This window comes from Streptomyces sp. RKAG337 (assembly GCF_023701715.1).
Lineage (GTDB): Bacteria > Actinomycetota > Actinomycetes > Streptomycetales > Streptomycetaceae > Actinacidiphila.
Genome location: NZ_JAJOZA010000001.1, coordinates 5,573,390 through 5,587,536, shown reverse-complemented (window position 1 = coordinate 5,587,536; position 14,147 = coordinate 5,573,390). Strand labels below are relative to the sequence as shown.

At 72.5% G+C, this 14,147-nt stretch carries 13 protein-coding genes and 1 pseudogene; 9 read left to right on the top strand and 5 right to left on the bottom strand.

Going from position 1 to position 14,147, the window contains the following annotated elements:
- Positions 1-109 precede the first annotated feature (109 nt).
- The 3 genes and pseudogenes from LNW73_RS24785 to ybaK all read left to right on the top strand — a co-directional run bounded on the left by LNW73_RS24785 (position 110) and on the right by ybaK (position 3,067).
- A pseudogene (locus tag LNW73_RS24785) lies at positions 110-1,677 on the top strand (oxidoreductase).
- 95 nt (positions 1,678-1,772) lie between these two features.
- The gene (locus tag LNW73_RS24780) at positions 1,773-2,495 is read left to right on the top strand and encodes an LON peptidase substrate-binding domain-containing protein (RefSeq protein WP_250980119.1); all 723 of its coding nucleotides are present in this window, start codon (positions 1,773-1,775) and stop codon (positions 2,493-2,495) included.
- A gap of 65 nt (positions 2,496-2,560) precedes the next feature.
- A complete protein-coding gene (ybaK, locus tag LNW73_RS24775; RefSeq protein ID WP_250975409.1) occupies positions 2,561-3,067 on the top strand; it encodes a Cys-tRNA(Pro) deacylase in 507 nt (168 codons plus the stop codon).
- A 195-nt stretch (positions 3,068-3,262) separates the two neighbouring features.
- Here ybaK and LNW73_RS24770 read toward each other — a convergent pair whose 3' ends face one another.
- From LNW73_RS24770 to LNW73_RS24755, 4 genes are all read right to left on the bottom strand, one after another.
- A complete protein-coding gene (locus tag LNW73_RS24770; protein WP_250991430.1) occupies positions 3,263-4,027 on the bottom strand; it encodes a hypothetical protein in 765 nt (254 codons plus the stop codon).
- A gap of 82 nt (positions 4,028-4,109) precedes the next feature.
- A complete protein-coding gene (locus tag LNW73_RS24765) occupies positions 4,110-4,934 on the bottom strand; it encodes an ABC transporter permease (protein ID WP_250993029.1) in 825 nt (274 codons plus the stop codon).
- A gap of 67 nt (positions 4,935-5,001) precedes the next feature.
- Positions 5,002-6,027, bottom strand: coding sequence for an ABC transporter ATP-binding protein (locus LNW73_RS24760; RefSeq protein ID WP_374117222.1), 1,026 nt, complete (start codon positions 6,025-6,027; stop codon positions 5,002-5,004).
- Between the two features lie 103 nt (positions 6,028-6,130).
- Positions 6,131-7,411, bottom strand: a complete 1,281-nt coding sequence (locus LNW73_RS24755; protein ID WP_250991429.1) for an NYN domain-containing protein — start codon at positions 7,409-7,411, stop codon at positions 6,131-6,133.
- 210 nt (positions 7,412-7,621) lie between these two features.
- Between LNW73_RS24755 and LNW73_RS24750 the strand changes: the two genes are divergently transcribed.
- From LNW73_RS24750 to LNW73_RS24730, 5 genes are all read left to right on the top strand, one after another.
- Positions 7,622-7,783 carry a hypothetical protein gene (locus LNW73_RS24750; RefSeq protein WP_250975412.1) on the top strand — a complete coding sequence of 54 codons (162 nt, stop codon included), beginning with the start codon at positions 7,622-7,624 and terminating at the stop codon, positions 7,781-7,783.
- Between the two features lie 337 nt (positions 7,784-8,120).
- Positions 8,121-9,437, top strand: a complete 1,317-nt coding sequence (locus tag LNW73_RS24745) for a DUF2252 domain-containing protein (protein WP_250975413.1) — start codon at positions 8,121-8,123, stop codon at positions 9,435-9,437.
- A gap of 59 nt (positions 9,438-9,496) precedes the next feature.
- A complete protein-coding gene (locus LNW73_RS24740) occupies positions 9,497-10,159 on the top strand; it encodes a hypothetical protein (RefSeq protein WP_250991428.1) in 663 nt (220 codons plus the stop codon).
- A gap of 49 nt (positions 10,160-10,208) precedes the next feature.
- Complete coding sequence (locus LNW73_RS24735; protein WP_250991427.1) at positions 10,209-11,009, top strand: thioredoxin domain-containing protein; 801 nt, start codon at positions 10,209-10,211, stop codon at positions 11,007-11,009.
- A 207-nt stretch (positions 11,010-11,216) separates the two neighbouring features.
- Positions 11,217-12,221, top strand: coding sequence for a zinc metalloprotease (locus LNW73_RS24730; protein ID WP_250991426.1), 1,005 nt, complete (start codon positions 11,217-11,219; stop codon positions 12,219-12,221).
- A 137-nt stretch (positions 12,222-12,358) separates the two neighbouring features.
- On the opposite strand, the gene LNW73_RS24725 is transcribed toward LNW73_RS24730, so the two are convergent.
- On the bottom strand, positions 12,359-12,976 hold the full coding sequence (locus LNW73_RS24725) for a dienelactone hydrolase family protein (protein WP_250991425.1): 618 nt from the start codon (positions 12,974-12,976) through the stop codon (positions 12,359-12,361).
- A gap of 51 nt (positions 12,977-13,027) precedes the next feature.
- Here LNW73_RS24725 and LNW73_RS24720 point away from each other — a divergent pair, with 51 nt between their 5' ends.
- The gene (locus tag LNW73_RS24720; RefSeq protein ID WP_250993028.1) at positions 13,028-14,134 is read left to right on the top strand and encodes a mechanosensitive ion channel family protein; all 1,107 of its coding nucleotides are present in this window, start codon (positions 13,028-13,030) and stop codon (positions 14,132-14,134) included.
- Positions 14,135-14,147: the final 13 nt, after the last annotated feature.

The following is a 14,147-nucleotide window of genomic DNA, read 5'->3' as shown; positions in this document are numbered from 1 at the left end:
TTCTCAGCCGTTCTCCGGTTCCACTCCCTGATACGTCCCCGGCCGGTGATCACGCCGGGCTACGGTTCCGTGTGTCGCACGGTGCGACACGGAACCGGGAGGGGACGCGGTGACCGAGCCGTCGGGGATCAGGGCGCCGGGTGACTGGACCGAGCCGGAGAAGGATCTGTGGAGCGCCTTCCGCCGGGGCGTGGTGCACGACCTGCGCACCGGCATCCCCGAGCGGGACGACCCGGCCACCGACCGGGCCTGGGGCCCGGAGCGGACGGTACGCGCCGAAGTGATCGCCACGCTCCTGCTGGACGGGCCGCCCGCCGAGCCCGGCCGGGTCGCGTGCGTCAAGCTCTCCGGGGCCCGGATCAGCGGCCAGCTGAATCTGTCGGGCGGCCAGGTCACCCCGTACGTGGAGTTGCACGACTGCCACTTCGACCAGCAGATCCTGCTGCCCGAGTGCCAGTTCACGACGCTGCGCATGGTGCACTGCTCGATCCCCCGCCTGGAGGCGGCCCGCCTCACCACCACCGGCGATCTGCATCTGCCGCAGTGCGCCATCGAGGGCGGCATACGGCTCACCGACGCGCACATCGGCACCGATCTGCTGCTCAACCAGCTCACGGTGGGCCGCGACCGGCACGGCCGGGCGATCGCCGCCGACGGGCTCAGCGTCGCCCAGGACGTCGAGGCCGAGCTGATGGACGTGACCGGTGAGATCAGCCTGCGCAGCGCCCGGATCGGCGGGCGGCTGAGCCTGCGCGGCAGCCTGCTGCACAACCCCTACGGCCGTTACGCGCTGAACGCCGCGCGGGTCACCGTCGAGCACACCCTCTATCTGAGCGCCGGCTGGATGGCCACCGGCGGGGACAGCGGCGGCACCCCGCCCGCCGGGGTGCGGACCCGCAACTTCAGCTGTGAGGGCGCGGTCCGGCTGGACGACGGCCGGTTCGGCAACGCGGTGATCATCACCCGGGCGCGGTTCCGGCTCACCGGCTCCCAGCAGCTGTCGCTGCGGCGGATCCAGACGCCGGAACTGCGCTTCACGCTCGGCCAGCCGCCGACCGGCACCGTCTCGCTGGCCGGCGCCCGGGTGGGCAACCTCACCGACACCCGGCAGAGCTGGCCGGAGTCCGGCGGCCTGGACCTGGCGGGCTTCAGCTACACCACGCTCAGCCCGGCGGGGGCGTTCCCGCTGCGCGACCGCATCGCCTGGCTGGCCGCCGCCACCCCGAGTACAGCCCGGAACCGTACGAGCACCTCGCCGCGGCGCTGCGGGCCGGCGGTGAGGACTCCGACGCGCGCGAGGTGCTGCTCGCCAAGCAGCGCCGCCGCCGTGAGGCGCTGCCGCTGGCCGGCACGCTGTGGGGGTATCTCCAGGACATCACCGTCGGCTACGGGTACCGGCCGGGCCGGGCCGCCGTGTGGATGGCGGTGCTGTGGGCGATCGGCGCCACCTTCTTCAGCCTCCACGCGCCGCCCGCGCTCAAACCCGACGAGGCCCCGCACTGGAGCGCTCCGCTGTACGCCCTGGACCTGCTGCTGCCCGTCATCGACCTGGGCCAGGACAGCGCCTGGAAACCGTCCGGCGGCGCGCAGTGGGCGGCCACCGTCCTCGTCCTGCTGGGCTGGATCCTGGCCACCACCGTCGCGGCGGGCGCCTCCCGGCTGCTGCGCAGGGGCTAGGGCGTGTCGTCACGGGGACGGTACGGAGCGACCCGGTGAAGCTTGCGCGGCGAAAGCACCCCGTCCGGCGACCGGAGCAGCACGTACGCTGTCCGATTGTGACCGCTCGCCTTCCGCTCTTCCCGCTGAACTCGGCCCTTTTCCCGGGCCTCGTTCTGCCCCTGCACATCTTCGAGGAGCGGTACCGCGCGCTCGTGGGCGATCTGCTCGCGCTGCCCGAGGACGCCCCGCGCCGCTTCGCCGTGGTCGCCATCAAGGACGGGAACGAGGTGGCACCGACCGGCCCGGACGGGGTGGACACCACCGCGGGGGCCGGGCTCGGCCCCGATCCGGCCAAGTCGCTGTTCCAGGTCGGGTGCATCGCGGAGGCCGCCACCATCGGTGAGCGCGAGGACGGCGGTTTCGAGGTGGTCGCCACCGGCACCACCCGCTTCCGGCTGCTGTCGGTCGACGCGTCGGGTCCGTATCTGACCGCCGAGGTGGAGGAGCTGCCGGAGGAGCCGGGCGAGGGGGCGGGCACGCTGGCCGCCGGTGTCGCCAGGGCCTTCCGCACCTATCAGAAGCGCCTCGCCGGAGCCCAGGACCGCACCCTCGTCGCGGTGCAGGAACTGCCCGACGACCCGTCCGTGCTGTCCTATCTGGTGGCCGCCGCGACGATCTTCGAGACCCCGGCCAAGCAGCTGCTGCTGGAGGCGCCGGACACCGCGGCCCGGCTGGCGGCCGAGCTGCCGCTGCTGCGCCGCGAGGCCGCCGTCATCGGCAAGCTCCCCTCGCTGCCCGCCGTCGACCTGACCCGTCAGCCGGCCAGCCTCAACTGACCGCCGGAGCGTACGGAGCAACCGGCGGGACCACCGACAGGACCACCGATCGGAGACGGCACGTCATGGCCAGGAAGTCCAAGGCGACCACCGGCGGCACCCCCGCCACCGTCGCGCTGGAGCAGGACGGCGCCGCCTTCACCGTCCACGCCTATGCCCACGACCCGGCGGCCGCCTCGTACGGCGGCGAGGCCGCCGAGGCGCTGGGCACGGCTCCCGAGCGGGTGTTCAAGACGCTGGTCGCCGATGTCGACGGGGCGCTGACCGTCGCCGTGGTCCCGGTCGCCGGTTCGCTCGACCTCAAGGCGCTCGCGTCCGCGGTCGGCGGCAAGCGCGCCGCGATGGCCGATCCCGCGGCGGCCGAACGCACCACGGGTTACGTGCTGGGCGGCATCTCCCCGCTGGGCCAGCGCAAGCGGCTGCGCACGGTCGTGGACGTCTCCGCCCTGACCCACACCACGGTGTTCGTCTCGGCCGGCAAGCGCGGCCTGGAGGTCGAACTCGCCCCGCAGGACCTGGTCCGGCTCACCGGCGCGAGCACCGCGCCGGTCGCCCGGATCCAGCAGATTTAGCGGAACCCCGCAGTCCTTCTGGACGATTGCGCCCGATGCGCGCACGGTGTCCCGGACGGAGCACCCGCGACGAGGGGAGCCGACACCATGTCCCGACGCACCCGCATGCGGAAATGGCGGATCAGGAAGCGCCGCGCCAACCACGGCCGGCGCCCGGCGTAGACCGCGGGCCCCCCGCGTTCAGGGCTCCCGTGCTCAGGACTCCCGCTGCCAGGGGTCCTGGTCGCCGGATCCCTGGGCGGGCGGGTTCTGATCGGCCGGGTTCCGGTCCGCCGGGTTCCGGTCGGCCGGCGGCGCCGTGAACGGTCCCTGGCCCGGAGCGGGGTGGGGCGCCGGGTGCGGTGCCGGGTACGACGTGTCCCACGACTGCGGCTGCTGCGGTTCACGCGGCCCGAAGGCCGACGTCAGGCAGAGGTGTACGAGCATGGCCGCAGCCGGCCAGGCGACGAGGGCGCCCTTGGCGCGCAGCCGCAGCGGGCCGTCGAAGACGACCTTCGGGCCGACCTCCTTGGCATGCGCGATCAGATCGCTCGTCGGGCCGAGCCAGACCCCGAGGCGCCAGGCGAGCACCGAGCCGAGCAGCCCGCCGACCGCCAGGCCGAGCACGACCCCGATGCCGCCGCGCCGCCGGCGCCAGAAGACCAGGGCCGCCGTCACCGCGCCCATCGCGAGTCCCAGCAGCACGAAGGTGCCGTCGGCGCCGACCGCTTCCTCGCCCTCGCTGTCCCTGAGGTAGATGGCCTTGCCGTCGGAGACCATCGGGATGAGGGGCGCGAGCCACAGCCACAGCAGCCCGAGCACGACCCCGGTCACCGCCACCGCGACGGCGACCAGCGCGCCCTCCCGCAGTTCGGCGGTGAACGCCGCACGTCCGTCCTTCGATGCGTCGCCGGAGAACTCCGCGCCCGGGTACTGCGGCAGGGGCGGCGGCTGGTCGTGCGGCGTCAGGGGTGCGGTCACCCGCCCATCGTGCCAGGTCCAGCCCGCCCGTCGCCCACCGCCACCCTGCCAAGGATGCTCTGCGGGCCTTCACGCATCCGCTTCACCGGCAGGCGGCTCGGCGGTACGCCCAGGTGGCGGCGGCCAGCGACACCACGCCGACGGCCGCGCACACCGACAGATCCGCACCCACCATGACCCAGTCCGGATGCGGGTCGAAGGTGCGGGCGAAGGCCTCCACGCCGTACGTGGACGGCAGCAGATCCCGGACGAGACCGATCGGTGCGGGCATGTTCCCGGCCGGCAGCACGCCCAGCAGCAGTGCCGCCGACATGCCCAGCTGACCGAAGAGCGTGGCCAGTTCCTGCTTCGGGGCCAGCAGCCCCAGCGCCGCGCCGAGCCCGGCCAGCGCGGCTCCGGCGAGCGGGACGACCGCCGCCAGCACCCACAGGTTCACCAGCGGCAGCTGGAAGAGCACACATCCGGTGACCGCCGTGGCGATCGTGCCGGGCACCGTGAACGAGGCGTACGCGCCCGCCGCGCCCAGCACCACCGCGGCGGGCGGCACCGGCAGCGTCGCGTAGTGGTCGAGGCCGCCGGAGGCGCGCAGCTGGCCGAAGTACTGGGCGAGCAGGTTGAGCGCGACGAAGGCCACCACCAGCACGCTGGACCCGGCGACCACCGCGCGCGCCGCCTCGGCGTCGCCGCCGTCGACGACCCCGCGCAGCATCACCATGATGCCGACCGACTGGAACGTGGCCACGAACAGCAGCGGGATCCGCGCCACCCGGGCGCGCGACAGCTGCGCCCGGTACACGGCGCCCAGCGCGGGCAGCAGCCGGGCGCGCGGCGCGAGCGGTGCGGCGGCGGAGTCCTCACGGACGGCCGGGACGGTGCCGGGCGTGGCGCCGGTCGTGCCCGGGACCACGGGCGCGGCCGCGCTCACCGTGCGCTCCGGGGCGTACGGCGGTGCGGAAGCCCGCCGCAGACAGACGTCATGCCTTGACCAGTCCCTTCTGACGGCCGCCGAGGGCCAGGTACACGTCTTCGAGGCTCGGGGTGGCGAGTGTGAAGTCGTCGAGTGCGGCGAAGGCCTGGCCGCCGGTGATCTCGGCGATCACGGCGCGGGCCCGCGCCTGCGGGAGCCGGAGCGTCCAGCGGCGGCCGGAGACCTGGGCGGCGGGGCGCAGCGCGGCCACCTCGGGCAGGTGCAGCGGCGGCTCGTCGCGCCAGACGAGGTCGAGCCTGACCTCGTCCGCGACGAGCACCTTGAGCCCGGCCGGGGTGTCACAGGCGATGACCCGCCCGTTGTCGATCACCGCGACCCGGTCGAGCACGGTCTCGGCCTCGATGACGTTGTGCGTGACCAGTACGACGGTGGCCCCGTGCTCGGCGCGGCGGCGGTCGACCGCCGCCCACACCGCCCGCCGGGCGACCGGGTCCATGCCGGTGGTCGGCTCGTCCAGGACCAGCACCGGCCGCTCCCCCACCAGCGTGGCGGCGAAGCACGCCAGCCGCCGCTGGCCGCCGGAGAGCCGCTTGATGGCCCGTCCGGCCAGCTCGGTGAGGCCCAGTTCCGCCAGCACGGCGTCGCGCTCGGCCCGCGCGGTGCGGGCGTCCAGGCCGCGCAGCCGGCCGGTGGTCTCGGCGGCCAGTGACACGGTCAGCTCGTCCAGGGCGGTGGATTCCTGCCCGAGGTAGCCGATCAGCCGGGAGGCGCGTTCGGGGTGGCGTACGAGGTCGTGGCCGAGCATGCCGATGGCGCCGGAGTCCGGCCGCAGCAGCCCGGTGAGCTGGCGGACGAGGGTGGACTTCCCGGCGCCGTTGGGTCCGAGCAGTCCGAAGATCTCGCCGCGCCGGATGTCGAGGTCGATGCCGTCGCTCGCGCGGACAGCAGGGGTCGCGGCGCCTCGCCGGCCACGCCCGGCCGGGTAGGTCTTGACCAGCCCGCGTACGGCGATCACCGCATCGCGGGCGGTGGCGGCTGTGCTGGGCGCCGCCTGCTCCGTGCCCGTACTCACGAGGATCGAGAGTACGCGTCGCGGCGCCCGGTCCGCGCCTCGGGTCCGGTTCTGCCCTCAAATGCCGGACCGGCGCGCACCGGTCCCGGCCCCTGCCCGGCGGTCAGTCGCCCGCGGGGGCGTGTTCGGCGACCGTGCGGGCGTCGACCTCGCGCCAGAAGCCCGCCCGGATGGCGTACCGGTCGTGCTCGTCGATCTGGTCGTCCTTGTGCGCGAGCAGTCCGAAGCGCGCGGCGTAGCGCAGCAGCTCGCCGTCGATGCGGTGCGGCACGCGCGGGTAGTGCGTGGACAGGGCCTGCAGGTGGGCGGCGTCGGTGAGGCGGGCGATCCAGCGGCGGGCGAAGACCTGGCCGACCTCGAAGGGGTCGCCGCTGACGGCGGTGATGTCGGCCTCGCGGTCCGCCCAGCGCTGTTCCGCGCTGGTGAGCTGGGCGAGCGTCGGCAGGCCGCTGGTGTCCGGCACGTCGGGGCCGTTGCCGGGGCCGCGTTCCGACCAGGTCTTGTCGGACGACCAGCGGAGCGTGGCGTTGGGGACGGGGTGCGGGACCGGGGCCTGCTGGACGCGGCCGAGCCCCGCGAGGTCCTTGGGGGTGGGCACCCCCTTGGCGGCGGCAGCGGCGGCGGCCGCGTCGGGGTGCTCGGTGTCGGCGGGTGCCGGGGCCGTGCCGTTCTTCGCCGGGTGGGCGTCGGGGTGGGAGCCCGGGTGTCCGGTGCCGGGGTGGGAGCCCGGGTGTCCGGTGCCGCCGCCCGAGGAGCCCGAGGGCTCGGGCAGCGGCGCGGACAGGATCGCCTGGATCTCGGGGCGCGGGGTGGGCGGCGCGCAGACGCCGGCGACCTCGCGGGCCCGGATCGCCCGGGTGATCCACTCGCGGTCCAGCACCCGGCGCTCGTCGGCCTCGGCGACCAGGTCCTCGGACTGGTTGTAGTCCCCGTCGGCGGCCTGCACGGCCCACAGGTGCACGGCGACGCCGTGTTCCTTCGCGGACATCATGCCGGGCAGCAGATCGCCGTCGCCGGTCACCAGCACCACGTCGGAGCAGGCCCGGTTGCGGGCGAGCTCGGAGAGCTCGGCGTGCATGGCGGCGTCGACGCCCTTCTGCGCCCAGCGGCCGTCGGTCCGGGTCAGCGCGCCCAGCCGGACGGTGACGCGCGGCATGACGCGCAGCCGCCGGTGCTCCGGCTGCGGGACGCGGTCGGGGGCGCCGTCGAACCAGTAGATCCGCAGCAGCGGCTGCCCGGTCTCCAGCTCCGCGCGTTCGCGGAGGCCCGCGACCACGGCGGCGTGGTCGACGGTGATACGCGACCGGGAAGGTTCACCGGCCAGAAGGCTCGCCGCGGCGCCCAGGAGATATCCGGCGTCCACCAGGACAACGCAGCGGTCCATGTTGCACCTCTTCCGGTCGTCCCCCGGCACGGATTTTCCCCGAGTCTGCCCCAATATCGGGACGTTATAAGCCGGAACTCGATCATCGGCGTGGCGGTTTCCGAAATTAAGGGGCTCCTCCTCCACCACCTGCCCGAAATGCGCGCTTCGTACTCGCGTGCAAGCCTGATAGCGGTTCAACGTCCGAGATCCCCTTTAGGAGGGACGATCGTGGGTAAGAACAAGAATCGCGAGCGCAAGGCCCAGGAGCAGGAACGCAGCCAGGCTGCGGAGGCCCAGGAGCAGGCGAAGAGCAGCGCCGCCCAGGAGCAGGTACTTCCGACCTCTGAGCAGGTCTCCCGCCGGCACCAGAAGAGGTTCGGCCACAACTGACCTCAGGCTGGTCGCACGCGACCGGCCCGGAGCGGTGGTACCCCTGGGCCCTGGGGTGCCACCGCTCCTCCTGTCCCGCGGCCGGCTCCGCGAACGGCTCCGCGGCTCGCCCTTCAGGGAACGCACGATCGAATTCCCGGCCCCCGGCATATTCGATGCCGGTATGTGCCACGTATCGCGATATCCGGTCCCGGGTATTTGCGGACGGGTAATTCCGCTCCACCGCCGCCGCCACCACCGCCATGGGGTTGCCGTCCCGCCCCAGCCGGCCGTCGGCCCGCCGCGTAGGCTCGCCCGTTGGAAGATCTACGGCACGAGCCCTGGAGGGGCGGCAGCGATGCCCATCGCACACATCACCGACGAGCAGCGCGGTGCGAAGATCCTCGACGTCTTCGGTACCGCGTTCGGCGAGCTGCTGGCCGCGGATCCGGCCGCGTTCCGCGTCAAGTTCCGCAAGATGGCCGCGTCCGCGTTCGCCTTCTACCGGGGCACGGCCTGCCTGTTCTACTCCGACCTGGAGGACGGCAAGGACAGCGGGCCGTATGTGGACGAGCGCACCGGCCGGGTGTGGATCCACGGCGACCTGCACGCCGAGAACTTCGGCACCTACATGGACGCCAACGGCCGGCTGGTCTTCAACGTCAACGACTTCGACGAGGCCTACGTCGGCCCGTTCACCTGGGACCTGAAGCGCTTCGCCGCCTCCGTCGCCCTCATCGGCTACACCAAGGCACTCGGCGACGACACGATCACCGGCCTGGTGCGCAGCTACGCCGCCGCCTACCGCGACCGCATCCGCGAGCTGTCCAAGGATGAGGGCCTGCCGCCGCTCACCCTGGACAGCGCGCAGGGCCCGCTGCTCGGCGCGCTGCGGCACGCCCGCTCGCAGACCCGTTTCGGACTGCTCGACTCCATGACCGAGGTCCGCGACTGGGACCGCCGCTTCCTGCCCGGCGGCGGCGCCATCGAGCTGGACGAGGCGACCCGCGAGAAGGTGCTCGCCGCCTTCGGCGCGTATCTGGAGACCCTCCCCGAGGCCAGCCTGATCCGCCCGGACAGCCACCGCGTCAAGGACGTCGTCGGCCGCCGCGGCATCGGCATCGGCAGCGCCGGCCTGCCCTCGTACAACCTGCTGCTGGAGGGCACCACCGACGCGCTGGAGAACGACGTCGTGATCTACATGAAGCAGGGGCAGACCCCGGCGGTCTCCCGGCACATCACCGATCCGGCGGTGCGCGGCTACTTCCGGCACGAGGGCCACCGCACGGTGATCTCCCAGCGCGCCCTGCAGGCGCACGCCGACCCGTGGCTGGGCTGGACCGAGCTGGACGGCGTCGGGCAGCTGGTCGCCGAGGTCTCCCCGTACGCGGTGGACCTCGACTGGTCGGACCTCGACGACCCGGCGCAGCTCGAGGCCGTCGTCGCGGACCTCGGCCGGGCGACCGCCGCGATGCACGCCGCCGCTGACGACGAGAGCGGCCACTCGCTGGTGCCGTTCTCCACCGAGGACGCCATCGACGAGGCCATCGGGCAGGACGAGGAGGGCTTCGCCGCGATGCTGGTGGACTTCGCCCACGCCTACGGCGCCCGGGCCCGCGCCGACCACCAGATCTTCGTCGACCTGTTCCGCAACGGCCGGATCCCGGGCCTTTAGTCACACAGGTTGGGGGCCCTTAGGCCCCACCTACGGATCGGCATGGCACACTCTCCGCCATGAAGGACATACGACCACCGCTGAGGGCGCTGCGTGCCGCGCTCTTCGCGGCGTTGTGCGTCACTCTCTCCTCCACCTCGCACGTACTGATGTCGCACACGCCCCTGCCGCTGGTGACGGTGGCGGGGGCCTACGGCGCGGTCTTCGCGCTGGCCTACGCGCTCGGCGGCCGGGAGCGCGGCTTCTGGCCGATCGCCGGGCTGCTGGTGCCGCTGGAACTGGCGGTGGACACGCTGTTCACCGCCGGTCAGCACACCTGCTACGGCCCCGGCGGCGGACCGGTCACCGGCTCCTGGCGCTCCCTGAACGAGGCGCTGCTGTGTCACGGCGGCCAGGTCGGCGGTCCACTGGCGGCCGTCCCCGGGGCGCCCGCCGCCACCGATCCGACGACCGGCCCGTGGCTGCTGCTCGCGACGCACATCACGGTGGGCCTGCTCGCCTCCTGGTGGCTGCGGCGCGGTGAGGCCGGTCTGCAGCGCGTCGTGCGCGCGATGGCCGCCGCCGCGTTCCGGCCGCTGCTCGTCGCGGTCGCCGCGCTGCGCGCCCCGGCCGCCCGGCCGCGGCCGCCCCGCTCCCGGCCCGGCCAGGCCGGCCCCTCGCGGTTCCGGCCGCTGCTGCACTCCCTCGTACGGCGTGGTCCGCCGTCGCTGGTCGCTCTCTGACCACCGGCTCGCCCACCACCCAACGTATGGACACGGAGACCTCATCACCATGAGCAGCAGAAACAGCCAGGCCAACAAGCAGGCAGCCCGTGAGCGGCTGCGCGCCGAGCGCGAGAAGCACGCGAAGAAGGCCAAGCTCAAGCGCCAGCTGCTGGTCGGCGGCGCCGTCATCGCGGCGATCGCGATAGCCGGCGGCGTGGCCGTGGCAGTCAACGAGATGAACAAGCCCGGCGAGTGGGCGGCCGCGGCGAAGAAGACCCTGGTCAAGCCCGCCAACACCTCGGGCACCGACGGCACGACGGTCGTCATCGGCGACCCCGCCAGCAAGTACAACCTGGACGCCTACGAGGACATGCGCTGCCCGGTCTGCGCCTCCTTCGAGCAGGAGTCCGGCGCGGCCGTGCTGAAGGGCGTCACGGACAAGAAGTACAAGATCACGTACACCATGGGCACGTTCCTCGACGGCAACGGCGGCACCGGTTCCAAGAACGCGCTCAGCGCGCTGGGCGCGGCGCTGAACGTCTCCACCGACGCGTTCACGCAGTACCACACGCTGCTGTACTCCAAGGACGTCCACCCCGAGGAGACCAAGGACGAGTTCGGCAGCGACGACAAGCTGATCGAGCTGGCCCAGAAGGTCCCCGCCCTCAAGGGCAACAAGGCCTTCGAGACCGCCGTGAAGAACGGCACCTACGACAAGTGGGCGCTGACCATGAGCGACAAGTTCAACAAGGCCGAGGGCGTCACCGGCACCCCGACCGTCAAGCTCAACGGCAAGGCCATCGAGGTCATCGGCCAGCCCTCCGCCACCGTCATGGCCGCCATCGACAAGGCGATCAGCGGGAAGTGACCCACCCACAGGGACCGGCCGGCAGGACGCGGCCGGTCCTTGTCATGTCCGGCGAGCGGACAGCCCGGCCCGCTCAGCAGTGACCGTTTTCGGCCAACTGCCCGACGCCCGGGCTGATTCCCGCCCTGATGCGTACCCGGAGATCCTCTATAGCCTCCGCTGCAGCGGTTACCAGCCGCACCAGCCGTCGTGAAGTTGAGGAGAACTATGCGCCCCTCCGTCCGACTCGCCACCCGCCTCACCGGTCGTGCCCCACGCCGCCTGCTCGGCGCCGCGGCCATCGCGGGAGCCCTCGCGTTCACCCCGGTGGCCGCCTCGGCGGGCACCGTCAGCGCCCACAAGGCCACCGCGAAGACGACGTCCGCCCAGCAGTGTGCGGAGGGCACTGCTGGAAACGCCGCAGCCCGCGAGATGCCCGGCGCGACCGCCCACGAGCCCAACGCCCTCACCCCGGCGCAGGCCAAGGCGATGGACCGCGACCTGAAGACCCGCACCGCGTCGCTGCGCCGGTCCGGCGTCAACTCCGTCAAGGCGAAGGCGATCTCGATCCCGGTCTACTTCCACGTCATCACCGACGGCGCCACCGGCAAGCTCACGGCAAGCCAGATAGCCGGCCAGATCGATGTCCTGAACAAGGCGTACGCCGGCCAGGGCGACGGCAACACCGCCACCCCGTTCACGTTCAAGCTGCTCACGACCGACTACACGGACAACGCGGCCTGGTACAACGTCGCCCCCGACACGGCCGAGGAGAAGGCCATGAAGACCAAGCTCCGCAAGGGCGGGGTGAGCAGCCTCAACCTCTACAGCGCCAACCTCGGCGGCGGACTGCTCGGTTGGGCGACCTTCCCCGAGTGGTACCCGGGCGACCCGAAGGGTGACGGCGTCGTCATCCTCGACCAGTCCATCCCCGGCGGCACCGTCACCAACTACAACGAGGGCGACACCGCCACCCACGAGGTCGGCCACTGGCTCGGCCTCTACCACACGTTCCAGGACGGCTGCACGGAGCCGGGCGACTACGTCGCGGACACCCCGCAGGAGGGCGAGCCGGCCTTCGAGTGCCCGGTCGGCAGCGACACCTGCACCGCCGAGGGCCTGGACCCGATCAAGAACTTCATGGACTACACGTACGACTCCTGCATGACCCAGTTCACCCCGGGTCAGGTCCAGCGCATGAAGGACTCCTGGCTGGCCTACCGCGCCAGCTGAGACCGAGCGGAGGGGCCGGGGGCAGGGGCCGCAGGGTCGGGGTTTCGAAATGCTGCCGAGCTATTTGTGAGCCGCCAGGCTCGTAAATAGTCGATTTCGAAGCCGCGACCCGGAGGCCCCTGCCCCCGTCCCCGGCGTCAGGACTCAGCGTCCAGATCCGCCAGGAAACCCAGCGCGACAGCCCACGTCCGCTCCGCGGCCTCCGCGTCGTAGTCCGGCAGCTCCGGGTCCGTGTAGAGGTGACCCGCTCCCCGGTACCGGTACACCTCGACGTCCGCGCCCGTCTTCGCCATCCGCAGGTACCACGCGTTGAGCCAGTCCTCCGACTCGAACGGATCCGGCTCCGCCACATGCAGCTGCACCGGCAGCTGATCCGTCACCGCGTCCTCCGCGATGTCCGACGTGCCGTGCAGGAGCAGCAGCCCGCGGGCCTTCTCGTCGCCCAGCGCGAGGGTCTGGGCGATGGAGCCGCCGAGCGAGAAGCCGGCGTAGACCAGTCCCTGGTCGGAGTGCGGAGCCGCGGCGGCGACCGCCCGCTGGAGGAGTTCCTCGCGGCCGATCGCGTCCTTGATCTTCATGCCCTCCTCGACGGTGTCGGTCGTCCGGCCGTCGTAGAGGTCGGGGACGTACACCTCGTGCCCGGCGGCACGCAGTCGCTCGGCGGCCGCTCGCACGGCGGCCCGGAGCCCATAGGCCGAGTGGAACATCACGATTTTCACGGGGCTGCCTTCACTCGCTGTCGGGTACGCGTCCATGGTGCCAGTTACCGTCAGGGGACAAAGCACTCGGAGGGAGCGCCTGTGGACATGGAGAACGTGCTGCGGCCGGTGATCGTCATCGGAGCGTCGGTGGTGGTGACCCTGGTCGTGGGCTGGGCCGTGGACAAGACGCTCGTCAAGGTCGACGCGCGGCACCCCGAGACCCCGCTGTGGGGCCTGCTGCGCCGCTGCCGGATCCCGTTCCAGCTGGTGCTGTGCACGGCGCTGCTGCGCGCCTCGTACCGGGCGGCGCATCTCGCCAAGGCCCATACGGCGGCTGTCGGCCAGATCCTGAGCCTGGTGCTGATCGGCGCCTGCGCCTGGCTGACGGTACGGGTCGCGTCGGCGGTGGTGGACGCCTCGTACGACCGCTACGCCTCGACCTCGCACAATGTGGCCCGGGTCCGGCGGGTCCGCACCCAGGTGACGCTGATCCAGCGGGTGGTGACCGCCGTCGTGATCGTGGTGGCGATCGCCGCGATGCTGTTCACCTTCCCCGAGATGCGCACCATCGGCGCCTCGATGCTCGCTTCGGCCGGGATCATCGGCATCGTGGCCGGTGTCGCGGCGCAGTCCACGCTGGGCAACATCTTCGCGGGGCTGCAGATCGCCTTCGGCGACATGGTGCGGATCGGCGACACCGTGGTGGTCGATGGGGAGTGGGGCACGGTCGAGGAGATCACCCTCACCTATCTGACGGTGCGGACCTGGGACGAGCGCCGCATCACGATGCCTGTGTCGTATTTCACCAGCAAGCCGTTCGAGAACTGGTCGCGCGGCGACCCGATGATGACCGGAACCGTCTTCTTCCACCTGGACCACTCGGCCCCGATCGACCTGATGCGCGAGCAGCTGCACCTGGTGCTCAAGGAGTGCGAGCAGTGGGACCAGCGGGCCTGGGGGCTGGTCGTCATCGACACCACGCCGACCACCATCCAGGTGCGGGCGCTGGTCACCGCCAAGGACGCGGACGACATCTTCACCGTCCGCTGCGTCGTCCGCGAGCAGCTGCTGGAGTGGGTGCGCCGCGAGCACCCGTACGCGCTGCCGCGGCTGAACACCGCGCCCGCGCCGGGGCTGGACGCGGAGCCGCCGCGTCCGCCGGCCGCCCCGCCCACCTCCGACGACATCGGCCCGGGGCCGGGCGCGCGGTAACGGCGGACCACGG